The 23,204-nt window shown below is 66.8% G+C and carries 19 protein-coding genes; 16 read left to right on the top strand and 3 right to left on the bottom strand.

Annotation, left to right across the window (positions count from 1 at the left end; genetic code table 11):
• Nucleotides 1–50: 50 nt before the first annotated feature.
• Nucleotides 51–2,426 carry a xanthine dehydrogenase family protein molybdopterin-binding subunit gene (locus NLR35_RS19790; RefSeq protein WP_257168197.1) on the bottom strand — a complete coding sequence of 792 codons (2,376 nt, stop codon included), beginning with the start codon at nt 2,424–2,426 and terminating at the stop codon, nt 51–53.
• A 200-nt stretch (nt 2,427–2,626) separates the two neighbouring features.
• Here NLR35_RS19790 and NLR35_RS19785 point away from each other — a divergent pair, with 200 nt between their 5' ends.
• The 10 genes from NLR35_RS19785 to NLR35_RS19740 all read left to right on the top strand — a co-directional run bounded on the left by NLR35_RS19785 (nt 2,627) and on the right by NLR35_RS19740 (nt 13,423).
• Nucleotides 2,627–3,700 (top strand): Ppx/GppA phosphatase family protein, encoded by a 1,074-nt coding sequence (locus NLR35_RS19785; RefSeq protein ID WP_257168196.1) that lies wholly within the window; start codon nt 2,627–2,629, stop codon nt 3,698–3,700.
• Between the two features lie 147 nt (nt 3,701–3,847).
• A complete protein-coding gene (locus NLR35_RS19780; protein ID WP_257168195.1) occupies nt 3,848–4,543 on the top strand; it encodes an RlmE family RNA methyltransferase in 696 nt (231 codons plus the stop codon).
• Nucleotides 4,544–4,644: 101 nt separating this feature from the next.
• A complete protein-coding gene (locus NLR35_RS19775; RefSeq protein WP_257168194.1) occupies nt 4,645–4,923 on the top strand; it encodes a DUF3551 domain-containing protein in 279 nt (92 codons plus the stop codon).
• An 82-nt stretch (nt 4,924–5,005) separates the two neighbouring features.
• Nucleotides 5,006–5,368, top strand: a complete 363-nt coding sequence (locus NLR35_RS19770) for a hypothetical protein (RefSeq protein WP_257168193.1) — start codon at nt 5,006–5,008, stop codon at nt 5,366–5,368.
• Between the two features lie 243 nt (nt 5,369–5,611).
• The gene (locus NLR35_RS19765; RefSeq protein ID WP_257168192.1) at nt 5,612–6,580 is read left to right on the top strand and encodes a tripartite tricarboxylate transporter substrate binding protein; all 969 of its coding nucleotides are present in this window, start codon (nt 5,612–5,614) and stop codon (nt 6,578–6,580) included.
• Nucleotides 6,577–7,065 carry a tripartite tricarboxylate transporter TctB family protein gene (locus tag NLR35_RS19760; protein WP_257168191.1) on the top strand — a complete coding sequence of 163 codons (489 nt, stop codon included), beginning with the start codon at nt 6,577–6,579 and terminating at the stop codon, nt 7,063–7,065. Before NLR35_RS19765 ends, NLR35_RS19760 begins: the two co-directional genes overlap by 4 nt.
• Nucleotides 7,065–8,564, top strand: coding sequence for a tripartite tricarboxylate transporter permease (locus NLR35_RS19755; protein ID WP_035646905.1), 1,500 nt, complete (start codon nt 7,065–7,067; stop codon nt 8,562–8,564). Before NLR35_RS19760 ends, NLR35_RS19755 begins: the two co-directional genes overlap by 1 nt.
• A 199-nt stretch (nt 8,565–8,763) precedes the next feature.
• Nucleotides 8,764–10,239 (top strand): HlyD family secretion protein, encoded by a 1,476-nt coding sequence (locus tag NLR35_RS19750; RefSeq protein ID WP_257168190.1) that lies wholly within the window; start codon nt 8,764–8,766, stop codon nt 10,237–10,239.
• Nucleotides 10,236–11,450, top strand: coding sequence for a hypothetical protein (locus NLR35_RS19745; protein ID WP_257168189.1), 1,215 nt, complete (start codon nt 10,236–10,238; stop codon nt 11,448–11,450). The genes NLR35_RS19750 and NLR35_RS19745 overlap by 4 nt, the downstream gene beginning before the upstream one ends.
• Nucleotides 11,450–13,423, top strand: coding sequence for a cellulose synthase catalytic subunit (locus NLR35_RS19740; RefSeq protein WP_257168188.1), 1,974 nt, complete (start codon nt 11,450–11,452; stop codon nt 13,421–13,423). Before NLR35_RS19745 ends, NLR35_RS19740 begins: the two co-directional genes overlap by 1 nt.
• Nucleotides 13,424–13,757: 334 nt before the next feature.
• On the opposite strand, the gene NLR35_RS19735 is transcribed toward NLR35_RS19740, so the two are convergent.
• Entirely contained in the window at nt 13,758–14,291 is a 534-nt protein-coding gene (locus tag NLR35_RS19735; RefSeq protein WP_257168187.1) for a DUF1003 domain-containing protein, read from the bottom strand.
• A 176-nt stretch (nt 14,292–14,467) separates the two neighbouring features.
• Complete coding sequence (locus NLR35_RS19730) at nt 14,468–15,952, bottom strand: DHA2 family efflux MFS transporter permease subunit (protein ID WP_257168186.1); 1,485 nt, start codon at nt 15,950–15,952, stop codon at nt 14,468–14,470.
• A 131-nt stretch (nt 15,953–16,083) separates the two neighbouring features.
• Here NLR35_RS19730 and NLR35_RS19725 point away from each other — a divergent pair, with 131 nt between their 5' ends.
• The 6 genes from NLR35_RS19725 (at nt 16,084) to guaA (ending at nt 23,113) form a co-directional block, all read left to right on the top strand.
• Nucleotides 16,084–16,332, top strand: coding sequence for a hypothetical protein (locus NLR35_RS19725; protein WP_257168185.1), 249 nt, complete (start codon nt 16,084–16,086; stop codon nt 16,330–16,332).
• Nucleotides 16,333–16,583: 251 nt separating this feature from the next.
• Complete coding sequence (gene guaB, locus NLR35_RS19720; protein WP_257168184.1) at nt 16,584–18,071, top strand: IMP dehydrogenase; 1,488 nt, start codon at nt 16,584–16,586, stop codon at nt 18,069–18,071.
• 149 nt (nt 18,072–18,220) lie between these two features.
• On the top strand, nt 18,221–19,243 hold the full coding sequence (locus NLR35_RS19715) for an NADP-dependent oxidoreductase (protein WP_257168183.1): 1,023 nt from the start codon (nt 18,221–18,223) through the stop codon (nt 19,241–19,243).
• A 152-nt stretch (nt 19,244–19,395) separates the two neighbouring features.
• The gene (locus tag NLR35_RS19710; protein WP_257168182.1) at nt 19,396–19,728 is read left to right on the top strand and encodes an MAPEG family protein; all 333 of its coding nucleotides are present in this window, start codon (nt 19,396–19,398) and stop codon (nt 19,726–19,728) included.
• A gap of 13 nt (nt 19,729–19,741) precedes the next feature.
• Nucleotides 19,742–21,040, top strand: coding sequence for an RsmB/NOP family class I SAM-dependent RNA methyltransferase (locus NLR35_RS19705; RefSeq protein ID WP_257168181.1), 1,299 nt, complete (start codon nt 19,742–19,744; stop codon nt 21,038–21,040).
• A gap of 468 nt (nt 21,041–21,508) precedes the next feature.
• Complete coding sequence (gene guaA / locus NLR35_RS19700; RefSeq protein ID WP_257168180.1) at nt 21,509–23,113, top strand: glutamine-hydrolyzing GMP synthase; 1,605 nt, start codon at nt 21,509–21,511, stop codon at nt 23,111–23,113.
• Nucleotides 23,114–23,204 lie beyond the last annotated feature (91 nt).

Here is a 23,204-nt window from a genome sequence, read left to right as displayed (position 1 = left end):
TGACGGAGGAGAGAGCGGGGCACTAACTCATCGTAGCGCTAACGCGCTTCTCATGCCGCCGTCTTCGCCTTGCCGTCCTGGATCGCGCGCCAGATCTTCTCCGCCGTCAGCGGCATGTCCAGATGCTTCACGCCGTAGTCCGACAGCGCGTCGATGACAGCGTTGATCACACTCGCCATCGAGCCCGCGCAGCCGGCTTCGCCGCAGCCCTTGGTGCCCAGCGGATTGCTCTTGGCCGGCACCGGGTGGTTGTCGACCGTCATCATCGGCACGTCGGAGGCACGCGGCAGCGCGTAGTCCATCAGCGAGCCGGTGATCGGCTGGCCGCTCTCGTCGTAGCGCAGGTGCTCCATCATCGCCTGGCCGATGCCCTGGGCGACGCCGCCGTGCAGCTGGCCGGCGACGATCATCGGGTTGATCACGGTGCCGAAGTCGTTGATCGCGGTGTAGCCGACGATCTGCGCGACGCCGGTGTCCGGCTCGATCTCGACCTCGCAGACATGGCAGCCGTTCGGGAAGGTCGACTCCGTCGCCGTCGAATTGTGATCCACGTCGAGCGAGGCCGGCACACCGTCGGGCATCTTGCCCTCGCGCATGCGCCGCGCCAGCTCCATGATGTCGATGCTGCGGTCGGTGCCGGCGATGGTGAACTGGCCGGCTGAGAACTCGATGTCGGCCTCGGACGCCTCCAGCAGATGGGCAGCCGCCTGCTTGCCCTTGGCGATGACGAGCTGCGAGGACTCGACGATCGCCTGCCCAGTCGCGGTGATCGAGCGCGAGCCGCCGGTGCCGTTGCCGAAGCGGACGAGATCGGAATCGCTCTGCTCCAGCCGGATCTTGTCGAAGGGCACGCCGAGCTGCTCCGACAGCACCTGTGAGAACGGCGTCGCATGGCCCTGGCCGTAGTCGAGCGTGCCGGTCGTGAGCGTCACGCCGCCGTCGGCATCGAAAGTGATTTTGCCCAGCTCTCCGCTCGGCGGCGCGGTCACTTCCAGATACGAGCCGACGGCGATGCCGCGCAGCTTGCCGGCCTTGCGGCTCTCGCGCTTGCGCTTGGCGAAGCCCGCATAGTCGGAAACCTCCAGCGCCTTCTCGAACACCGCGGCGAAGTCGCCGGAATCATAGGTGACGCCGGAGGCCGCCGGGAACGGCATCTGGCTCGGCTTGATGAAGTTGCGCTTGCGGATGGTGAGGCGATCGATCCCCATCTCGCGTGCGGCGGTGTCGATCAGCCGCTCCATGAAGTAGTTGGCCTCGGGCCGGCCGGCGCCGCGATAAGCGCCCATCAGGGTGACGTTGGTCAGCACGGTCTTGATGTCGACGCCGAGCAGCGGCGTCTTGTAGACGCTGGCGAGGTTCTTGCCGGTGTTGAGCGACAGCGGCAGCGGCGCCACGCCCATGATGTAGGCGCCGAGATTGCCGTAGCCGGAGAGTCTCACCGCAAGGAACTTGCCGTCGGCGTCGAGCGCCAGCTCGCCATGGATGATCTGGTCGCGGCCCTGGCTGTCGGAAAGAAAGGCGGTGGTGCGCTCGTCGCGCCACTTCACCGGCTTCCCCAGCGCCTTGGCGGCGTGCAGGATGCAGACATATTCGGGATAGGAGACGTTCTTCATCCCGAAGGACCCACCGACATTGGTGGTGACGATGCGGACCTTCTCCGGCGCGACGTTGAGGATCTTGGCCAGCGTCGCCTTGTTGCCGGACACGCCCTGCGTCGGCACCTGCAGGGTGAAGCGCTCGGTCTTGCCGTCAAAGGCGGCCAGCGCCACGCGCGGCTCCATCGACACCACGGCGACGCGGGTGTTCACGATGTCGAGCTTGGTCACGTGCGCGGCCTTGGCGAAGGCCTCGTCGATCTTGGCCGTGTCGCCGTAATGGTAATCGAGCGCGACGTTGTTCGGGATGTGGTCGTAGAGCTGCGGCGCGCCGGGCTTGGTCGCGTCTTCGGCGTTGGTGACAGCGGGCAGGGGCTCAATGTCGACCTCCACCGCCTCGGCCGCATCGCGGGCCTGGGCGGCGGTCTCGGCCACCACGAAGGCGACGGGATCGCCGACGAAGCGCACCTTGTCCGTGACCAGCGCCGGGCGGTTGGTCTGCAGCAGCGGCGAGCCGTCCCGGCCCTTCAGCGGCAGGCCGCAGGTGAACGGGCCATAGGCGGCCGCAGCGAGGTCGGCGCCGGTCCACACGCCGAGCACGCCCGGCATCGCCTTGGCGGCTGACGTGTCGATGCCCTTGATGATGCCGTGGGCGTGGCTGGAGCGGACGATCCAGGCATGCGCCTGGCCGGGCAGGTTGAAATCGTCGGTATATTTGCCGTGGCCGCGCACCAGCGTGTCGTCCTCCTTGCGCCGGACCGGCTGCCCGACGCCGAATTTCTGCAGCGCGATCGCGTTTTCGAGGGAGGCCGGGGCGGTGTGATCTTGCATGGAAGGGGATCCGGAGAGCTGGATGGAGCGCAAAAACGGGCTGTTCCCAGATAGTGCAGGGCCCGCGGCCGGACAACGGTTGATTAGGAATGGTGCATCACGCCTGACGGAGGGGCTGTTGCGCCGGCGCTATGCACTGATAAAGTCTCGGGAAAGAGAACTTCCATCTGGGCCGGTTCGGCCAGCGGAAAGACATTTGAATGATCAATGACACGCGGCTGCGGGAGAGTCCGACGCCGCGCGGGAACCTGGAGCCCGGCTTGCATCCGGGTCTGGACGTCGCGACACCGGCCTGCGCCAGCCATGGCAGCAGCGTGTATGCGGCGCTGGACCTCGGAACCAACAATTGCCGGCTCCTGATCGCCTGTCCGTCAGGCGACAGTTTTCGCGTGGTCGACTCGTTCTCGCGCATTGTCCGGCTGGGCGAGGGCATCTCGACCACCGGCTGCATCAGCGACGCGGCGATGGATCGGGCCATCGCGGCGCTCTCCATCTGCCGGGACAAGATCCAGTCGAAGAAGGCGCGCCGTTTGCGCCTGATCGCGACCGAGGCCTGCCGCGCGGCAGCCAATGCCGAGGGGTTCCGGACCCGGGTTGCGGCCGAGACCGGCATCCAGCTCGAGGTGATCGACCGCGAGACCGAGGCGGCGCTCGCCGTGAAGGGCTGCGCGCCGCTGCTCGACCCAGGCGGCCGCGGGGCGATCCTGTTCGACATCGGCGGCGGCTCCAGCGAGCTGGTGCGGATCGAGCGTGATCCGTCCGACCGCAATGCCGAGCCGCGGATCAAGGCCTGGATGTCGATCCCGCTCGGGGTCGTGACCTTGGCGGAGCGCTTCGGCGGCCGCGACGTGACGCCGGAGATCTATGCCGCCATGGTCGAGGCCGTGGCCGAGCATGTCGGACCTTTTGCAGCCGATAACGGCGGCGACCTCTCCGGCATGCATCTGCTCGGCACCTCCGGCACCGTGACGACGCTGGCGGGCATTCATCTCAATCTCGCGCGTTACGATCGCCGACGGGTCGACGGCATCTGGATCAACGATGCCGACATCACGACGACGATCGGCAAGCTGCTGGCGATGAGCTACCAGGAGCGCGCCGAGAACAACTGCATCAGCATCGACCGCGCCGATCTCGTGCTGGCCGGCTGCGCCATTCTCGACGCCATCCGTGACGCCTTCCCGCTGCCTCGGCTGCGCGTGGCCGATCGCGGCCTGCGTGAAGGCATGCTGGTCGAGATGATGCGCGAGGACGGCGCGCTGAGGACGGCGTAGCAAAGTAACAAGGGACGTCATTCCGGGGCGCGCCAGACGAAACAGCGAAGCTGTTGCGGCTGGTGCGAACCCGGAATCTCGTTCCGTAACTTCTGGATTCCGGGTCCCGCCCTGACGGGCGGTCCCGGAACGACTTCCGAGATCAAGATGGCAAAAGACACCACCGGCCGCATGCATGTGCAGGTCAAGACCGGGGGCAAGCGCAAGCTGTCCTCGAAACTCTGGCTGGAGCGGCAGCTCAACGATCCCTATGTGGCGCAGGCCAAGCGCGACGGCTATCGCTCGCGCGCGACCTACAAGCTGCTCGAGATCGACGACAAATATCACATGCTCAAGCCCGGCATGACCGTGGTCGATCTCGGCGCCGCGCCCGGCGGCTGGAGCCAAATCGCGGCGCGGCGGGTCGGCGCCGAGGCCGGGAAGGGCAAGGTGATCGCGATCGACCTGCTGGAGATGGGCGAGATCCCGGGGGTCACCTTCACCCAGCTCGATTTCCACGCCGAGGATGCCCCGGAGAAGCTGCGCGCGATGATCGGCGGTCGCGCCGACGTCGTGATGTCGGACATGGCCGCCAACACCACCGGCCATCGCAAGACCGATCAGCTCCGCATCGTCGGCCTCGTGGAGCTCGCGGCGCATTTCGCCGGCGAGGTGCTTAAGCCCGGCGGCAGCTTCCTCGCCAAGACGTTCCAGAGCGGCGCCGATGCCGAGCTGCTGGCGCAGCTGAAGCGCGATTACGCCACCGTCCGTCACGTCAAGCCGGCCGCGAGCCGGCAGGATTCCTCGGAGCGCTACGTGCTGGCGATGGGCTTCCGCGGCGGAGAGCAGGCCGACCTGTTGTAATGGCGTCATTGCGAGGGACGGGCCCCGGCGATACAGAGCAGGTGCAATCAAAGTCTCGGGAATCGGCGTGGGGCCGGCGAGATCAAGACCGGAGGTCCTGCATGCGTGTTCTGACCTGGAGCGCCCTCGTGCTCGCTTTGACGGCGGGCTCGGCCATGACAAGCCCGGCTCACGCCCAGGCCTACGATCCGCGCTATCCCGTGTGCATGAAGGTGTATGAAGGCGGCCGGTTCGGCGGCGGCGAATGGATCGATTGCAGCTATACGTCGCTGCCGCAATGCCGCGCGACCGCATCCGGACGGTCAGCGACGTGCGACCTCAATCCGTTCTATGCGCCGCCGTCGCCTCCGCCGCGTCGCGTGCGTCGGCATCATCACTGAAACATGTCGTGACGCGACGGCCATTGCCGTGCCGCACAACCACGCGCAAGATTAGAATCGTCCCGTCAGCCTGGTCACCGCAATGCCGCATCGCCTCATCGTTTCGATCGTGACGCTCCTGCTGCTGCTGCCGGCGATCGTGACAGCCGCTCCGTCGCACAAGCGCAAGGCGCATCGCTGGCAGGGCTATGGCTTCCTGCCCGGCTACAAGCAGCCGCCGAACAACAGCCTGCCGCTCTATGCGGACAAGGAAGCAATGCGCAACGGGCCGCCGCGCGGCAGCCGCCGGCACTGGTACATCGACGGTACGCCGAAATACATGCTGTACAACGGCGAGTGGCACTATTTCGGCCAGCCCGGCTTCTATCGCGGCCATTACAATGGCGGCAGCTTCGGCCCGTGCTGGACCCGCACGCCGGTCGGCATGGTCTGGACCTGCGGCTAAGCTTCCCAGGCTGCCGAGGAGCGACGCGCCTCGGGTAAAGGGGTGCGCTATCCTGTCGCAGGGCGGCGCCTTGAATGCCCCCTTTGCGGCTGTAAGCTTTTGCTGCGTCTTGAGAATCCGAGAGACGGCCTGAACGGTCCGTGCGTCGTGGATTGTGCGACCGCGCGCGTCCTGGTGCCGCATGATCGCGTTTGAGACGCGGATAAAGAAACGTGAGCCGCCGGGGCGGCCGTGGAGGGGTCCTTGAAGTCATTCTGTGCGCGCTTGTTCGGCGCAGCTGTTGCGTTGACAGTCCTGGCCGGTGCGCCGGCCTCTGCCCAGCAATTGGAGCTGAAGGTCATGGCGCCCGCGGCGCCCGGCGGCGGCTGGGACCAGACCGCACGGGCGATGCAGCAGGCGTTCGTCGCCTCGGGCGTGGCGCGCAGCGTGCAGGTCACCAATGTCGCCGGCGCCGGCGGCACCGTCGGCATCGCGCAGTTCGTCAACGGCGCCAAGGGCGACGGCAACCAGCTGATGGTCAACGGCTTCGTCATGGTCGGCGCGCTCGCCATGAACAAGTCGCCGGTGACCCTGGAGCAGGTGACGCCGATCGCGCGGCTGACCGAGGAGATCCAGGTCATCGTCGTGCCGGCTGCGTCTCCGATCAAGACAGCGCAGGATCTCGCAGCCGCATTGAAGGCCGATATCGCCAAGGTGACTTTCGCCGGCGGCTCGGCCGGTGGCGTCGATCACGTCATGGCGGCGCTGTTCGCCGGCGCGGTCGGGGCCGACGCGAAGAAGGTCAACTACATCCCGTTCTCGGGCGGCGGCGAGTCGCTCGCGGCCATCCTCGGCGGCAAGGTGACGGCGGGCATCTCCGGTCTCTCCGAGTATGACGGGCAGATCAAGAGCGGCAAGCTGCGCGCGATCGGCGTGTCCTCCGAGAACCGCATTCCCGGCGTCGACATCCCGACCTTCAAGGAGCAGGGCATCGACCTCGTGCTCGCCAATTGGCGTTCGGTCGTCGCCGCGCCCGGCATCACGCCGGAGCAGAAGAAGACGCTGAGCGAGGCCGTCGAGAAGATGGTGAAGTCGGATGCCTGGAAGGACATCCTGAAGCAGAAGGGCTGGGACGACGCCTATCTCGCGGGCGATGCCTTTGCCGATTTCCTGAAGAAGGAGAACGTGCGCGTGACCGACGTGCTGAAGTCGGTCGGTCTCGTCAAGTCATGACCGATAGCGCCGGCACGCAAGCTCCCGGCCGAGGCGTCGACAAGGCCGGCATCGTCATTGCGGCGCTGCTGGCCGCCGTCGCGCTGGTTCTGGTCTATGACGCGAACCAGATCCCGGCCACTACCATGTACGGCATGGGCCCGCAGGTCATGCCGGTGGTGATCGCGATCGGGCTTGGGATTCTGGCATTGGCCAATCTGATCGACGCGGTCAGGGGCAACCTGCCGCCGCGCGAGAGCTCCGATCCCGTGGCCGTGCTGCTGATCCTGGTCGGCCTCGCGCTGCTGATCGCTATCATCGGCTTCGGCGGCGGCTTCATTCTGGCGACGACGGCACTGTTCGTGACGACCTCGGCGGCGTTCGGCCGCCGCGCCTTCGCAACCGACCTCATCATCGGCGCGCTGCTGACGACGCTGATCTACATGGCCTTCGACCGTCTCCTCACCCTGAGCCTTCCCGCCGGTCCGCTCGAAAGACTGCTTTGATGGACACCTTCGCCGCGCTCGCGCATGGGATGGCGATCGCCGCCCAGCCGATGAACCTGCTCTATGCGCTGATCGGCGTGTTCCTCGGCACCGCCGTGGGCGTGCTGCCGGGCATCGGGCCGGCGCTGACTGTGGCGCTGCTGTTGCCGGTCACCTACAAGCTCGATCCCGGCGGCTCGCTGATCATGTTCGCCGGCATCTATTACGGCGGCATGTATGGCGGCTCGACCACCGCGATCCTGATCAACACGCCCGGCGAGAGCGCCTCGATGGCGACCGCGCTGGAAGGCAACAAGATGGCCAAGGCTGGCCGCGGCGGCCCGGCGCTGGCGACCTCGGCGATCGGCTCCTTCGTCGCCGGCACCATCGCCACCATCGGCCTGGCATTCCTTTCGCCTTACCTCGTCGACATCGCGGTGCGCTTCGGCCCCGAGGATTACTTCGCGCTGATGTGCGTCGCCTTCATCACGGTGTCCGCGACCTTCGGCGACTCGCCGATCCGCGGCCTCACAAGCCTGTTCATCGGGCTGGTGCTCGGCCTTGTCGGCATCGACAAGCTGACGGGGCAGGCGCGGCTCGCCTTCGGCGTGCCCGAGCTGCTCGATGGTGTCGAGGTGACGACGCTCGCGGTCGGCCTGTTCGCCGTCGGCGAGGCGCTCTACGTCGCCTCGCGCCGGCATCACACCGAGGAGAAGATCGAGGCGGTCAAGGGCTCGCTATGGATGACGCGCGAGGACTGGAAGCGCTCGTGGAAGCCGTGGCTGCGCGGCACCCTATTCGGCTTCCCGATCGGCGCGCTGCCGGCCGGCGGCGCGGAGATTCCGACCTTCTTGTCCTATTCGACCGAACGCAGGCTGACGAAATATCCGGATGAGTTCGGCAAGGGCGCGATCGAGGGCGTCGCCGGACCGGAGGCGGCCAACAATGCGTCGGCGGCGGGCACGCTGGTGCCGCTGCTGACGCTGGGACTACCAACCTCCGCAACCGCGGCGATGATGCTCGCGGGCTTTCAGCAATATGGTCTCAATCCCGGACCGCTGCTGTTCGCCGAACGGCCCGATCTCGTCTGGGGCCTGATCGCGAGCCTGTTCATCGCCAACACGATGTTGCTGGTGCTGAATCTGCCGCTGGTCGGCCTGTGGGTGCGATTGCTGAAGATCCCGACGCCCTGGCTCTACGCCGGCATTCTCGTGTTCGCCACGATGGGCACGATTGCGGCCAAGCCGTCGGTGGTGGAGTTGTCGATGCTCGCCGGCTTCGGCGTGCTCGGCTTCCTGATGCGCCGCTTCGATTTCCCGATCGCGCCTGTTGTCGTCGGGCTGATCCTCGGCCCGATCGCCGAGAGCCAGCTGCGCCGCGCGTTGGCGATCAGCCTCGGTGATCCCATGACGTTGCTGCAATCTCCGATCTCCGCGACGTTATTAGTTGTCGCGCTGATTGCGCTGGTCGCGCCGTTCATCTTGAAGGGACTCGGGCGCTTCAAGGCGAATGAGGATTGAGTGTGGCGCGGATGGCGGAAACCCTGCCATCGCACTGCAACATAAGGTGACCGGCAGAAGGGGCGAAGATCGGACTCGGCTTGAAACGATGTCCGCGTGATCTGGTTTGCGCTTCAACCATCGAGACCGGGGCCTGGAACCTCGGATCATCAGAGGAAGCGTCTTTCGGGGCGTATCACCCCAAACCGAAAGAGACCCGATGACCGATCGCTTCGATGACGGTTTCAAGCCATCCGCCGCACCGCGTTCCGCCGCTCCGAAAGCTCCGGCGCGGCCGCGCCATCCCGTGATCCTGCGCGTCTCCGCCGTGGGCGTCGCCGGCATCCTGTCGGCGCTGATGCTGACCGCGGTGGTGCCGCCGATCATCGCCGATCAGTCCGACCGCGCCGTCGTCGATGCTCCCGTGATGCTGTTGACCTCGCCGATCGCGGGACAGGTCGAAACCCTCAATGCAACGCCGGCCGGCGAGGTGAAGGCCGGGGATCGCCTCGCGCAGATCACGAATTCGCGGCTCGATCGCACCACGCTGATCTCCTTGGAGGAAAAAGCGGGCGATGCGCGACAGAAGCTCGACGCCACCCGCGCCAAACATCAATCCGACATCACCTATGTCTCTTCGCTCGATGAGGAGATCAAAAGCCAGGCCGAGCAGTTGAAGGCGCAGCTGCAGTCGCAGATCGAGGAGCTGCGCGCCCGCGTCGCGCAATCCAACGCGATGAGCAGCGAGAAGAAGGCCATCGTCGACCGCCAGAACCGCATGGTCGCGCGCGATGCCGCCAGCGTCGAGATGCTGAAGCCGACCGAGCAGCAATATGCAGCGGCGCTGCACGACACCGATGCGCAGACCGCCAAGCTGAACCAGAAGCTGACGCAATTGAAGGCGCTGAACGCCGGCGTCTATGTCGGCGAGGATCTCGTTGCGCTCAACATGCTCGGCCAGAAGCGCCGCGACATCGATCTCGACGCCAGACGGATGGAGATCGAGGAGAAGCAGCAACAGGCGATGCTCGACGATCTCGAGGGCCTGATCAAGTCCGAGCGCGCGCGACTGGCGCGGCTTGCCGCCGCGGACGTGCTTTCGCCGGGGCCAGGCAAGGTGCTTGCGGTCGGCGCCGACACCGGACGCCACGTCAGCGCCGGCGATACGATCGCCTCGGTGGTCGATTGCGACAAGCGCTTCGTGGTCGCGATCTTTTCCTACCGCCAGGGTGAAGCGATGAAGCCGGGCACCAAGGTCCGCATCGAGGGCGGCGGCTTTCACACCGGCGTCGTCAGTGCCGTTCTGCCAAAGACCAGCGACAAGGTCGACGAGCGTTTCGCCGTGCCGTTTCCGCAGACCGAGCGGCGCGAACTCTATGTCATGATTACGCCGGATGCGGCCGACGCGAAGCCTGCTGCGCAGCCGGCCTCGGTGGCGACGCCGGCCTGTACGGTCGGGCAGTGGGTCACCGTCACCCGCGACAACGGCATCGTGCCGTCGATGTCCGTGACCTGGCGGCGGCTCGGGCATCTGGTCGCCTCCCTCGCCGATCTCGACTCCTCGGAGCCTGATGAGGCGACGCGGCGCGCCGGTGTTGCCAAGCTCGACTCCGCGCTGCGGTCGCAGTCTGCGGCGCAGCACGGCGAGCTGTCCAATCCCTGGCTGCCGGCGACCGGGAGGGTGGCGGCGCAATGAGGCTCGTCATCATGATGCTGTCGATGGCGCTGCTCGGTGCCGTCATGCCGGCGCACGCCGAGGGCTCCTTCTGCCCAGGCCTGATCAAGGCCGTCGAGCCGAAGCTCGCCGGGCATGAGGCCGCGTTCATTCGCAGCTACGAGCCGGGCGGGGACGAGGAGGGGCTGCCGCTCGGTCTTTCCACCACCGCGTTCACCTATGACAACGCACTGGCCGTGATCGCGCTCGTCGCATGCGGCCGCATCAACGAGGGACGCGTGATCGGCAATGCGCTGGTGCATGCGGCCAGCAATGATCGCAGCTTTGAGGATGGCCGCCTGCGCAATGCTTATCGCGCAGGTCCGGTCGGTTCGGGGGCTGCGCTGCTGCCGGGCTGGTGGGATCACCAGAAGAACATCTGGGGCGAGGATCCCGCGCAGGATGGGACCGCGACCGGCAACGTCGCCTGGGCGGCGCTCGCGCTGCTCACGCTGCATGAGGCGACGGGGGATGCGGCCTATCTCGCGAACGCGCGCCGGCTGATGGATTGGATCATCGTCAATGCGAGCGACGGGACAGACGGGTTCAGCGGCGGCTTCCACGGCTACGATCCGCAGCAGGTGCGGCTCACCTGGATGTCGACCGAGCACAATGCCGACGTCTACGCCGTGGCGTCATGGCTCCATCGTCTCACGTCGGAGCCGCGCTACCAGGACGCCGCGCAGACGGCACGACGGCTGCTCGATCGCACCTTCCGCGGCGATCACTTCCTGCTCGGCACCAAGCCGGACGGCAGTGATGCGGAGAGCAATCTGCTGGCGCTCGATGTGCAGCTGTGGCCGTGGATGGCGGTGCCGGATGCACCCGCCTGGCGCAAGGCGCTCGGCTTCGCCGAGAGCAAGCTCGCGGTGGATGGCGGTTTCGACTTCAACGGCGATCGCGATGGCGTCTGGGTCGAGGGCACCGCGCAGGCGGCGTTGGCTTATCAGATTGTCGGCGATGCCGCTGCGAGCCGGCGCCTGCTGGCCGGCATGGGGGCCGACCGCACTTCCTCCGGGTTGCTGAACGCGACACGCAGCGCGCGTCTCACCACTGGGCTTTCGATTGATCCGACTGGCGCGACCACCATTCAGGACTTCTTCTACTACAAGCGGCCGCATCTCGGCGCCACGGCCTGGGCCGTGCTCGCCGAGACCGGCTGGAACCCGTTCACCGGCGCGAGGGTGCCCTGATGTTTCCGACCGCCAGCAATGCTCCATCGGTGCTGACGACCGATCTCGGCGTCCTGCTCGGACTGCTCGTCATGGCCCGGCTGCTCGACCCGACGCGCCCGCGCGATCGCGTGCTGTTCGGCGCCACCGCTGCATCGTTCCTGCTCATCTACACGCTGTGGCGCTGGAACGACACGCTGCCTCCGTTCGATCTCACCTTGCAGGCGCTGTGGCCGCGGCTGTTCATCACGCTCGAGATCGTCGCGATCACCTACACGCTGATGTCGATCCTGATCCTGACCCGCAGCATCGACCGCTCGGCGCAAGCCGATGCCGCACGGCGCGCGCTGGTCGAGCGGGGCCAGCAGCCGGCTGTCGACATCTTCATCTGCACCTATGACGAACCGATGGAGATCGTCGAGCGCTCGATCCTCGCCGCGCTCGCGCTCGACTACGCCAACAAGACGGTCTGGGTGCTCGACGACACCCGCCGCGACTGGCTGTGCGCGTTCTGCGACGAGGTCGGCGCGCGCCATCTGACACGGCCGGACAACAAGGGCGCCAAGGCCGGCAATCTCAACAATGCGCTCGCCGCGACCGCGCGCCAGTCGAACGCACCGGTTATCTTGGTGCTCGATGCGGACTTCGCGCCACGGCGTGATTTCCTGCAGCGCACTGTCGGCCTGCTGCTGTCCGAACCCGATATCGCCGTCGTGCAGACCCCGCAATTCTACTACAACCCGGATCCGATCCAGCACAATCTGCTGGCGTCCCGTCATTGGGTCGACGACCAGCGCTTCTTCTTCGACGTGTTCCAGCCGGCCAAGGATGCCTGGGGCTGCGCCTTCTGCGTCGGAACCTCCTTCGTGGTGCGGCGCGAGCGGCTGGTGGAGATCGGCGGCTTCCCGCATGCGGCGATCTCCGAGGATCTCAACCTCACCTACACGCTGCTCAAGCGCGGCTTCCGCACCGTCTGGCTCAACGAGCCGCTTAGCTTCGGCCTCTCCGCCGAGGGCGTCCCGGAATACATCACCCAGCGCGCGCGCTGGTGCCTCGGCACGATCCAGGTCGCACTGCTGCGCGACGGTCCGATGCGCAGCCGCGGCTACAGCTTGACCCAGCGCTGGCATTTCCTGCATGGGGTGCTGAACTGGGTCTGCAAGCCGTTCATGGTGCTGCTGTTGATCGCGCCGCCGATCTATTGGTTCGCAGGTCTCCCGGCGTTCGAGGCCGACTATCTGTCCTTCCTTCGCTATGGCGTTCCGGCGCTGCTCGGCACCATCATCTACATGGGATGGATCTCGCGCGCGAAGACCTTGCCGCTGTTCATGGAGGCGACGCATGCGGTGACCTGCTTTGCGGTCACGGCGACGTTGCTCAGTTCTCTCGTGAGGCCGTTCGGCCGCCCGTTCAAGGTCACCGACAAGGGCGGCGACCGCTCGCAGCCGCGCGTTCACGGCAAGCTCGCCGCGATCTTCGGCCTGATCGCCGCGAGCTCGGCGGCGGCCATCGCCTGGGCGTTCGTGTCGCCGAATGCAGCCAGCGAGATCTCTTCGATCGACTATTTCAACCTGCTATGGGCCGGCATCGCGATGCTGATCTCCTTCATCGCGTTCCTCGTCTGCTTCGAGCTGCCACGGGCGGAGGACCTGTTTCCCAGCAACGAGGCCGGGTGGCTGGCGCATCAGGGGGAGGTCGTGCCGTGCCGCATCGAGGCGCTGTCGCTATCGTCCGCGCGCGTGGCGGGCTTTCGCCAGGGCATGACGCGTCCGGGAAGCGCCATGCCTGTTCATCTCGACGGTCTCGGCTGGATCGATGCCTCTGTCGACGCGGTCTCGAAGAAGACCATGCATCTGCGCCTGCAGCCGACCGAAGCGCAGCGGCGTCAGCTCGTGGTCCGCCTGTTCAGCTCCTCCTGCGGCGTCATCACCAACCGCGCCCGCCTGCGCGGCGCCCTCGCAGGCCTCGCCCGCCGCGGCTTCGTCGGGCGGTGATGCGCGAGCGCGTAGCCCGGGTTCTCCGACGCAGCTCGTGTGACCCCGTACCAACGATCATCTTGGACCCCGCTCGCCATGGGCAAGCTGATGCGGTGCCTATGAATGGGCCCTCTCCCCTTGCGGGAGAGGGCATGTACGGCCCGTCCACGCGTCCACGCATACGGTTGGGTGAGGGGTATCTGTCCGCAGTCACTGCTCGCCGAGGCATACCCCTCACCCTACCGCATTTGCGGCGCTGTCCTAAATGCCCTCTCCCGCAAGGGGAGAGGGCGCTGTATTGCGCAGCGGTGATCGTTGCGATCAAAGTTCAGCTTCGGTGAGCCCGCCCTCATCACCTCTGCGCCTCCTCGATCTTGTCGAGCACGCGCTCCGGCGCGATGTCCTTTGATGCGTCGCGCAGCTCGGGCTTGGCGTCCGGCTCGATGCCCATCTGTTTCGCCATCTGGTTCAGCAGCGTCACCACCTGCGTCAGCTCGTGCTCTGTGAGCAGGCTGATCTGCAGATCGAGGTCGGCGCGCTTGTCGGCTTCGCCGGCCATGCGGTTCTGCGAGATCAGCACGAAGGTCGAGAGGAAGATCGCCTCGACCGAGGCGATCATCGCCAGCACGACGAAGCTCTCATCCCAGGCGGGGACGCCGGGGATGAGGTGCAGATTGGCGATGATCCAGAAGCCGAACATGGCCAGATGCAGATAGACGAAGGTCATCGAGCCCGTGAAGCCGGTAATTGCGTCGGCGACCTTCTGCTGCGTGGTCGCCTCGCTCTGCTCACGCTTGCGGCGGTCGACCAGCGCCTGGATGTTGCGTTCGAGGGCAGGGGTGAGGCCCGGACTCGGGGTCGGATGCGGTGCCAGCTCTTCGGTCATGCGATCAGAACGAAACCTTGCGGCCAAGCGTTCCTGCGTCCGCGCGCAAACCAGCGTCGCCCGCAGCTGTGGCGGCGAGGCCACGCAGGCTCAATCTTGGTCGGTCTCCATCGGACACGCGAGACGTTTTTCGCTCGCGTGTCGAGACAATCCGAGGTTCTTCTGCAGCCGAGCGGTCACAGCTTCTGATCCCGCGCATCATGCGTGGTTTCGCTGGCCTGTTTCGTCGCGGCCTTCTCGGCGCCTTTCTCGGCGCCCTTGCGGCTCGCGATCGCGGCGACCTTGCGCCCTGAGATCTCGCTGCCGGCATCGTCGGGCATCTGCCAGAAGAAGAGCGACGACAGCGCCGAGGTGATGGCGACGACGATGAAGGCCGGCGCGAACGACGAAGCGGTGAGCTGGCTCGCGCCATGGGCCCACATCGTCGTCTCCACGGAGAAGGCGCCGACGGCGACGCCCGCTGATATCGCGAGCTGCTGGTTGACGCTGGTCAGCGTGGTGGCGCGGCTCATCTGTGCGGTCTCGACCTCGGCATAGGCCACCGTGTTGATCGCGGTGAACTGCAGCGAGCGGAAGAAGCCGCCGACGAACAGGATAATGACGATCAGGAGCAGCGGCGTCGCCGGTGTGAACAGCGCGCAGGCGGCAAGGAAGACCGAGCTGACGACGGCGTTGACCGTCATCAGATGGCGGAAGCCGAAGGCCTTGATCAGCCGTGCGGCCAGCGCCTTCATGCCCATGGCGCCGGCCGAGGAGCCGAAGGTGACGAGGCCGGACTGGAACGGCGACAGGCCGAAGCCGAGCTGCATCAGCAGCGGCAGCAGGAAGGGCAGGGCGCCGATGCCGAGCCGGAACATGAAGCCGCCGACGATCGAGGCCCGCAACGTCGGCAGCCGCAGCAGCGAGAAGTCCAGCACCGGCGAATTGGTGCGCCAGGAGTGCCGCACATAGAGCGTCATCGAGATCGCTCCGATCGCAATCAGGCTGCCGACCACCGACCACGGCAGCAGGTTGAGGCCGGCGACGGAAAGGCCGAAGGCGAGGCCGGCGAGGCCAATGCCGGCGAGCACCATGCCGTAGAGATCGAACGGCTCGGGATTGTCGCTCTTGATCGGATCGATGAAGCGCAGCGCCATGATGATGCCGACGATGCCGATCGGGATGTTGATCAGGAAGATCCAGTGCCAGGAGAAATAGGTGGTGATGAAGCCGCCGACCGGCGGCCCGATGACCGGGCCGATCAGCGCGGGGATCGTGACCCAGGCCATGGCCCCGACGAGGGCGCTCTTGTCGACCGACCGCAGCAGCACGAGGCGGCCGACCGGCGTCATCATCGCGCCGCCCATGCCTTGCAGGATGCGCGCGAACACGAAGTTCTCGACCGAGTTGGCGAGCGCGCAGCCGATCGAGCCGATCATGAACACCGCGACGGCGCTGGAGAATACCCGTCGTGCGCCGAACCGGTCGGCGGTCCAGCCGCTCGCCGGGATGAACACCGCGAGCGACAACAGATACGAGGTGATCGCGAGCTTCAGCGTCAGCGGGCTGGTGCCGATATCCTTGGCGATCGCCGGCAGCGAGGTCGCGATCACCGTGGAGTCCATGTTCTCCATGAACAGCGCGGTGGCGACGATCAGCGGAATGACGCGTTGCTTGTTCATCGAATCCTGGGAGGAAGGAGGCAGGCCGGCGGCGCGGCTTTAACACCCTGCGACGAACAGGGCCATTGCGCTGCTGGCATGGCCCCCCAAATGCAGCGTGACGCTGTCGCGTCGCTGATGGAGATGTGCCGATGATCTATCTGCTCGCCGCCGTGGTGCCGCCGCTGGGTCTCTTGCTTAACGGGCAGCCGTTCGCGGCGATCTTCAACCTGCTGCTGTGTCTGGTCTGCCTGGTGCTCGGCCTGTTCTTCCATGTGCTGCTGCTGGTCCCCTCGGCCCACGCCCTGGTCGCGGTCCATATGCGGCGGGAGGACCGGCGGCATCGCGAGGTGGTCGACGCCATCCGCCGCTACGGGCCGCCGCCGGGCGCCTGGCGCTGAGCTGCGGAACTTCTGCCCCGAAATCGGGGCTCCGGCGACCTTTTGTTGCGCGTCAGGGCCGATCCGGGCCGTCTTTCGCAATCGCGGGAGGACGGCGGATCGGCTCTTTGATTCGTCACAGGCCCATGCTATCGACCCGCGTCAACCCCACCGATGGGCTCCGATTCGACGGCGAGGCATGGTCTCGACGGCGGCGCCGCTCATCCTTAAATCCCATCGCGGCCGTTATGGCCGCAGACAAGGAGTTGACGATGGCGACCGTGCAGACACTTCGCGAAGCCTTCACCTTCGACGACGTGCTCTTGAAGCCGGGCCTCTCCGATGTGCTGCCCTCCGAGGTCGACATCCGCTCGCGCGTGACGCGCGAGATCGCGCTGAACATTCCGATCATGGCCTCCGCCATGGATACCGTCACCGAGGCGCGCATGGCGATCGCGATGGCGCAGGCCGGCGGTGTCGGGGTGATCCACCGCAATTTCGATCCCGAGGGCCAGGCCGCCCAGGTGCGCCAGGTCAAGAAGTTCGAATCCGGCATGGTGGTGAACCCGCTGACGATCTCCCCGGACGCGACGCTGGCCGACGCGCTGGCGCTGATGAAGGATTACGGCTTCTCCGGCATCCCCGTGGTGACCGGCGGCGCCAAGGGCATCCCCGGCAAGCTGGTCGGCATCCTGACCAACCGCGACGTGCGCTTCGCCACCGATCCGCGGCAGAAGATCTCCGAGCTGATGACGCATGAGAACCTCGTCACCGTGCGCGAGGGCGTCGGCCAGGACGAGGCCAAGAAGATCCTGCACAAGCACCGCATCGAGAAGCTGCTCGTCGTCGACGATCAGTACCGCTGCGTCGGCCTGATCACCGTCAAGGACATGGAGAAGGCGGTCGCGCATCCCTTGGCCTGCAAGGACGCGCAGGGGCGCCTCCGCGTCGCCGCGGCAACGACTGTGGGCGAGGGCGGTTTCGAGCGCACCGAGAAGCTGATCGAGGCCGGCGTCGACCTCGTCGTGGTCGACACCGCGCACGGCCATTCCTCGCGCGTGCTGGAGGCGGTCAACCGCATCAAGCGCATCTCGAATGCGGTGCAGGTGATCGCCGGCAACATCGCCACCCGCGACGGCGCGCAGGCGCTGATCGACGCCGGCGCCGACGCCGTCAAGGTCGGCATCGGCCCGGGCTCGATCTGCACCACCCGCATCGTTGCCGGCGTCGGCGTGCCGCAGCTCACCGCGATCATGGATGCGGTGGAAGCGGCCAAGAAGGCCGACGTGCCCGTCATCGCCGACGGCGGCATCAAGTTCTCCGGCGACCTCGCCAAGGCGCTCGCCGCCGGCGCCGATGTCGCCATGGTCGGCTCGCTGCTGGCGGGCACCGACGAGACGCCCGGCGAAGTGTTCCTTTGGCAGGGCCGCTCCTACAAGGCCTATCGCGGCATGGGCTCGGTCGGCGCGATGGCCCGCGGCTCGGCCGACCGCTACTTCCAGCAGGACATCAAGGACACCCTGAAGCTCGTGCCGGAGGGCATCGAGGGCCAGGTGCCGTACAAGGGCCCGGTCGGCAACGTCATGCACCAGCTCGCCGGCGGCCTGCGCGCCGCCATGGGCTATGTCGGCGCCAAGACGCTGGAAGACTTCCACAGCAAGGCCGAGTTCGTCCGCATCACCGGCGCCGGCCTGCGCGAAAGCCACGTCCACGACGTGACGATTACGCGGGAGAGCCCGAACTATCCGGGCGGGGCGTAACAGCCTCCGCTCTCTCCGTCATTGCGAGCGAAGCGAAGCAATCCAGGGGCGGCGCGTGCAGCCCTGGATTGCTTCGTCGCTTCGCTCCTCGCAATGACGGTGCCCGTGGGTGCATAAAGGCATCACAACCAACAACAAGAGGAAACACCATGTCTCAAGCCAAGCGCATCGTGCTCGCCGCGCGTCCCGTCGGCGAGCCCAAGCCCAGCGATTTCCGCCTCGAGGAGCACGCCATCCCGACGCCCGGCGCCGGCGAGGTGCTGTTGCGCACGATCTGGCTGTCGCTCGATCCCTATATGCGCGGGCGCATGAGCGACGGGCCGTCCTATGCCCAGCCGGTGCCGGTCGGCGGCGTCATGGAGGCGGGGACGGTGTGCGAGGTGGCCGCCTCCAACAATCCGGGCTTCAAGCCCGGCGACATCGTGCTGGCCCGCGCCGGCTGGCAGACGCATGCGATCTCCGACGGCAAGGGCCTCGCTAAGGTCGACCCGAGCCTCGCGCCGATCTCGACCGCCGTCGGCGTGCTCGGCATGCCCGGCATGACCGCCTATACCGGCCTGCTCGACATCGGCCAGCCGAAGGCAGGCGAGACCGTCGTGGTCGCCGCCGCCTCCGGTGCCGTCGGCTCGGCGGTCGGGCAGATCGCCAGGATCAAGGGCGCCCGCGCCATCGGCATCGCCGGCGGCAAGGACAAATGCGACTACGTGAAGTCCGAGTTCGGCTTCGACGACTGCCTCGACCATCGCGACCCCGATCTCGCCGCCAAGCTGAAAGAGGCGTGCCCCAAGGGCATCGACGTCTATTTCGAGAACGTCGGCGGCCCCGTGTTCGAGGCGGTGTTCCCGCTGTTCAACGCCTTCGCCCGCATGCCCGTCTGCGGCCTGATCGCGCATTACAACGATACCCAGTCGGTGGCGCCGAAATGGGCCGGCGCGCTGATGCGCAACGTGCTGACCAAGCGGCTCCTGATCCGCGGCTTCATCGTCTCCGACTTCGCCTCCCGCCATGGCGACTTCCTCAAGGACATGTCGGCCTGGGTCCGCGACGGCAAGGTCAAGTACAAGGAGCATGTCACCGAGGGCCTGGAGAACGCGCCGGGGGCGTTCATGGGCCTGCTCAAGGGCGCCAATTTCGGCAAGCAGCTGGTGCGGGTCGGGCCGGACAAGGCCTGAGCCCAAAGCCTGAGCCACACTTGATGTGAAAGTTCAGCGCGGCGGTAAAATCACGGGAACCACGAGGGCTTATCGGGAGTCCTGAGGGAACCGGTTCATCATGAGGGCCCGGCATCATGCCGGGCCTTCTTCATTCCAAAGGGGGATTTTCGATGTCGCTGCCCATGGTGCTGCTGCCCGTCTTCGTCGAGGTCGCGCTGACGTTTGCGCTGCTGTTCTGGAATAAGAGGCGCGGCCAAGCCACGGACGCCGCCGACGAATTCGGCCTGCCGACCTTGTTCTACGCTCTGATCGCGATTGCGCTGCCGCTGCGCCATGCCGATCTGGTGATCGTGCTGCTGTCCTGGGTGTTCGTCGTCGCCCGCTTCGTCAATGCCGGCTTTCTCAGCGGGGCAGACAAGCGTGGGCTCGCCTGGATCGCCTCGGCGCTGGTGCTGCTGGCGATGTGGCTGTATTTCGCCCTGAAGATGCTTCTCCTGATCTAGAACGGAAGTCCTGATGACCCCCGCCGCCCGGCTGTCCGCCGCCATCGACATCATCGAGTCCATCGAGTCCCAGAGGGCACCGGCGGCGAAGGCCTTGAAGGACTGGGGCACCAGCCATCGCTTCGCCGGCTCCGGCGACCGCGCCGCCATCGCCGGCCTCGTCTGGGACGTGCTCCGCCGCCGCGCCTCCAGCGCCTATGTGATGCAGGACGACACCGCGCGGGCGCGGGTGCTCGGCATGCTCAAGCTCGAGCGCGGCCTGGATGTCCCGACCATCGCCGCGATGTGCGACGGCAGCCGCTTCGCGCCGCCGCCGCTGTCAGCCGCCGAGGAAAAGGCGCTGGCCTCGCGCACCACGGATGGCGCGCCGCCGCCGGTCGCCGGCGACTATCCCGACTGGCTCGACCCGTATGTCGCCGCCGTGTTCGGCGACGACCGCGTCGCGGAGGCCATGGCGATGGCCAGCCGCGCGCCGCTCGACCTGCGCGTCAACACGCTGAAAGCCAAGCGCGAGAAGGTGCAGGCCTCGCTGAAGCATCTCGGCGCGGTGCCGACGCCGTGGTCGCCGATCGGCCTGCGCATTACGCTCGGCGCCGACGCGCGCAATCCCGGCGTCCATGCCGAGGAGGATTTCATCAAGGGCTTTGTCGAGGTCCAGGACGAGGGCTCGCAGCTCGCGGCGCTGTTCACCGCGGCCAAGCCCGGCGAACAGGTCATCGACCTCTGCGCCGGCGCCGGCGGCAAGACGCTTGCGCTGGCCGCGATGATGCAGGGCAAGGGCCGCCTGATCGCCACCGACGCCGACAAGCGCCAGCTCGCGCCCATCCACGAGCGGCTGTCCCGCGCCGGCGTCCACAACGCCGAGATCCGCTCGCCGAAGGGCGACGCCGACCCGCTCGCCGACATCAGCGCCTCGGCCGATCTGGTCGTCATCGACGCCCCCTGCACGGGCACCGGCACCTGGCGCCGCAACCCCGACGCCAAATGGCGCATGCGCCCCGGCGCCCTGGAGATCCGCCTCAAGGACCAGTCCGAGGTGCTCGACCGCGCCGCCCGCCTGGTCAAACCCGGCGGCCGCATCGCCTACATCACCTGCTCGGTGCTGCAGCCGGAGAACGGCGAGCAGGTGAGGGCGTTCGTCGAGCGGCACAAGGCGTTCACCATCCAGCCCCCGGAGCAGACCGCCACCGTCCTCTGGGACAAGGCCGAGGCGTTCGCCGAGGCCGCCCTGCAAACCCCCGAAGGCTGGCTGATGACCCCCCGCCGCACGGGGACGGATGGGTTTTTCGTGTCGGTGCTGAAGAAGGCGTAGCTCTCTCCGCCGTCCGAAGGTCTCTCCGCCCTCGAAGGTCTCTCCGCCGTCATTGCGAGCGCAGCGAAGCAATCCAGGGGCTCGGGTGGGACTCTGGATTGCTTCGCTGCGCTCGCAATGACGGGGGACAGACAGTTGCGCCACCCCACGGCACTGCCCGAGGGGAAAAGGAGGCCGCGGGCCTGTGGCTGCGCCCTCGCCCCCAAGGCGAAGCGAAGCTTCGCCAGGGTGGGAGAGGGCATGCACGACGGTTCGGCAAGCTCGGTTGGGTGAGGGGTATGTTTCCACAGGCGCCGCTCGCGGAAAGATACCCCTCACCCAACCGCGTGCGCGGATGGGCCGTACATGCCCTCTCCCACAAGGGGAGAGGGCGCTGTATCGAACAGCCGCGTTGAAACGCGTCACGGCGCGGTGAATCCCCGCCTTCCAAGGGTTGCGAGTCCCCCCGCAGCGGCGTAATTCCTTGCCATGACAGCCCCATCCAACACCCCGACCGCCGCCGCCACCGACACCTCCGTGGCCGCGCTCCACGACAAGATCCTGATCGTCGATTTCGGCAGCCAGGTCACGCAGCTGATCGCGCGCCGGGTGCGCGAGGACGGCGTGTATTGCGAGATCGTGCCGTTCCAGAAGGCGGAGGCCGCCTTCCGGCAGATGAACCCGAAGGCCGTGATCCTTTCCGGCGGCCCCGAATCCGTCCACGAAGAGGGCTCCCCGCGCGCCCCGCAGCTGATCTTCGATTCCGGCGTCCCGGTGATGGGCATCTGTTACGGCCAGATGACGATGGCCGCCCAGCTCGGCGGCACCGTCGAGGGCGGCCACCACCGCGAGTTCGGCCGTGCCGACGTCGAGGTCAAAACCAACAGCCTGCTCTTCGACGGCGTCTGGCAGACCGGCGAGCAGCACCAGGTGTGGATGAGCCATGGCGACCGCATCACGCAGATGCCGCCCGGCTTCTCCGTCGCCGGCGTCTCGCCGAACGCGCCCTTCGCCGTGATCCAGGACGAAAAGCGCAAGTACTACGGCCTGATGTTCCACCCCGAGGTGGTGCACACGCCCGACGGCGCAAAACTGATCCGCAACTTCGTCCGCAACATCGCCGGCCTCGGCGGCGACTGGACCATGCACGCCTTCCGCGAGGAGGAGATCAAGAAGATCCGCGCGCAGGTGGGCAGTCGCAAGGTGATCTGCGGCCTCTCCGGCGGCGTCGACTCGGCCGTGGCCGCGGTGCTGATCCACGAGGCGATCGGCGACCAGCTCACCTGCGTGTTCGTCGACCACGGCCTGCTCCGGCTCAACGAGGCCGAGACCGTCGTCGATCTGTTCCGGCACCACTACAACATCCCGCTGGTGCATGTGGACGCCTCAAAGCTCTTCCTCGGCGAGCTCGCAGGGGTCACCGACCCCGAAGCGAAGCGCAAGACGATCGGACGACTCTTCATCGACGTGTTCGAGGCGGAGGCGAAGAAGATCGGCGGCGCCGACTTCCTGGCGCAGGGCACGCTCTATCCCGACGTGATCGAGAGCGTCTCCTTCACCGGCGGCCCCTCGGTGACGATCAAGTCGCACCACAATGTCGGCGGCCTTCCGGCCCGCATGAACATGAAGCTGGTCGAACCGTTGCGCGAACTGTTCAAGGACGAGGTCCGCGTGCTCGGCCGCGAGCTCGGCCTTCCCGACGTCTTCGTCGGCCGCCACCCGTTCCCGGGCCCCGGCCTCGCCATCCGCTGCCCCGGCGAGATCACGACAGACAAGCTCGACATCCTGCGCAAGGCCGACGCCATCTACATCGACGAGATCCGCAAGGCCGGCCTCTACGACACCATCTGGCAGGCTTTTGCCGTGCTGCTCCCCGTCAAGACCGTCGGCGTCATGGGCGACGGCCGCACCTACGACTACGTCGTCGGCCTGCGCGCGGTGACTTCGACGGACGGCATGACGGCGGACTTCTATCCGTTCGACATGAAGTTCTTGGGCAATACGGCCACGCGCATCATCAACGAGGTGAAGGGCGTGAACCGGGTGGTGTACGACGTGACGAGCAAGCCCCCGGGGACGATTGAGTGGGAGTGACTGGGCGTCTGGCACTGGCCCGCACCTAGAGGCAACGACGATGAATGGCGGAGAACCGTCAAATCCATTGCGGTAGCGTTGCGGGATACAT

Source organism: Bradyrhizobium sp. SRS-191 (assembly GCF_024586915.1).
Taxonomy (GTDB): Bacteria; Pseudomonadota; Alphaproteobacteria; order Rhizobiales; family Xanthobacteraceae; genus Bradyrhizobium.
This window is presented reverse-complemented; position numbering and strand designations above follow the sequence as displayed.

Excerpts from the sequence above, each read along its gene's own strand:
- NLR35_RS19790 (WP_257168197.1), bottom strand. The coding sequence starts at position 2,426 with ATGCAAGATCACACCGCCCCGGCCTCCCTCGAAAACGCGATCGCGCTG.
- NLR35_RS19785 (WP_257168196.1), top strand. The coding sequence starts at position 2,627 with ATGATCAATGACACGCGGCTGCGGGAGAGTCCGACGCCGCGCGGGAAC.
- NLR35_RS19780 (WP_257168195.1), top strand. The coding sequence starts at position 3,848 with ATGGCAAAAGACACCACCGGCCGCATGCATGTGCAGGTCAAGACCGGG.
- NLR35_RS19775 (WP_257168194.1), top strand. The coding sequence starts at position 4,645 with ATGCGTGTTCTGACCTGGAGCGCCCTCGTGCTCGCTTTGACGGCGGGC.
- NLR35_RS19770 (WP_257168193.1), top strand. The coding sequence starts at position 5,006 with ATGCCGCATCGCCTCATCGTTTCGATCGTGACGCTCCTGCTGCTGCTG.
- NLR35_RS19760 (WP_257168191.1), top strand. The coding sequence starts at position 6,577 with ATGACCGATAGCGCCGGCACGCAAGCTCCCGGCCGAGGCGTCGACAAG.
- NLR35_RS19755 (WP_035646905.1), top strand. The coding sequence starts at position 7,065 with ATGGACACCTTCGCCGCGCTCGCGCATGGGATGGCGATCGCCGCCCAG.
- NLR35_RS19750 (WP_257168190.1), top strand. The coding sequence starts at position 8,764 with ATGACCGATCGCTTCGATGACGGTTTCAAGCCATCCGCCGCACCGCGT.
- NLR35_RS19745 (WP_257168189.1), top strand. The coding sequence starts at position 10,236 with ATGAGGCTCGTCATCATGATGCTGTCGATGGCGCTGCTCGGTGCCGTC.
- NLR35_RS19740 (WP_257168188.1), top strand. The coding sequence starts at position 11,450 with ATGTTTCCGACCGCCAGCAATGCTCCATCGGTGCTGACGACCGATCTC.
- NLR35_RS19735 (WP_257168187.1), bottom strand. The coding sequence starts at position 14,291 with ATGACCGAAGAGCTGGCACCGCATCCGACCCCGAGTCCGGGCCTCACC.
- NLR35_RS19730 (WP_257168186.1), bottom strand. The coding sequence starts at position 15,952 with ATGAACAAGCAACGCGTCATTCCGCTGATCGTCGCCACCGCGCTGTTC.
- NLR35_RS19725 (WP_257168185.1), top strand. The coding sequence starts at position 16,084 with ATGATCTATCTGCTCGCCGCCGTGGTGCCGCCGCTGGGTCTCTTGCTT.
- guaB (WP_257168184.1), top strand. The coding sequence starts at position 16,584 with ATGGCGACCGTGCAGACACTTCGCGAAGCCTTCACCTTCGACGACGTG.
- NLR35_RS19715 (WP_257168183.1), top strand. The coding sequence starts at position 18,221 with ATGTCTCAAGCCAAGCGCATCGTGCTCGCCGCGCGTCCCGTCGGCGAG.
- NLR35_RS19710 (WP_257168182.1), top strand. The coding sequence starts at position 19,396 with ATGTCGCTGCCCATGGTGCTGCTGCCCGTCTTCGTCGAGGTCGCGCTG.
- NLR35_RS19705 (WP_257168181.1), top strand. The coding sequence starts at position 19,742 with ATGACCCCCGCCGCCCGGCTGTCCGCCGCCATCGACATCATCGAGTCC.
- guaA (WP_257168180.1), top strand. The coding sequence starts at position 21,509 with ATGACAGCCCCATCCAACACCCCGACCGCCGCCGCCACCGACACCTCC.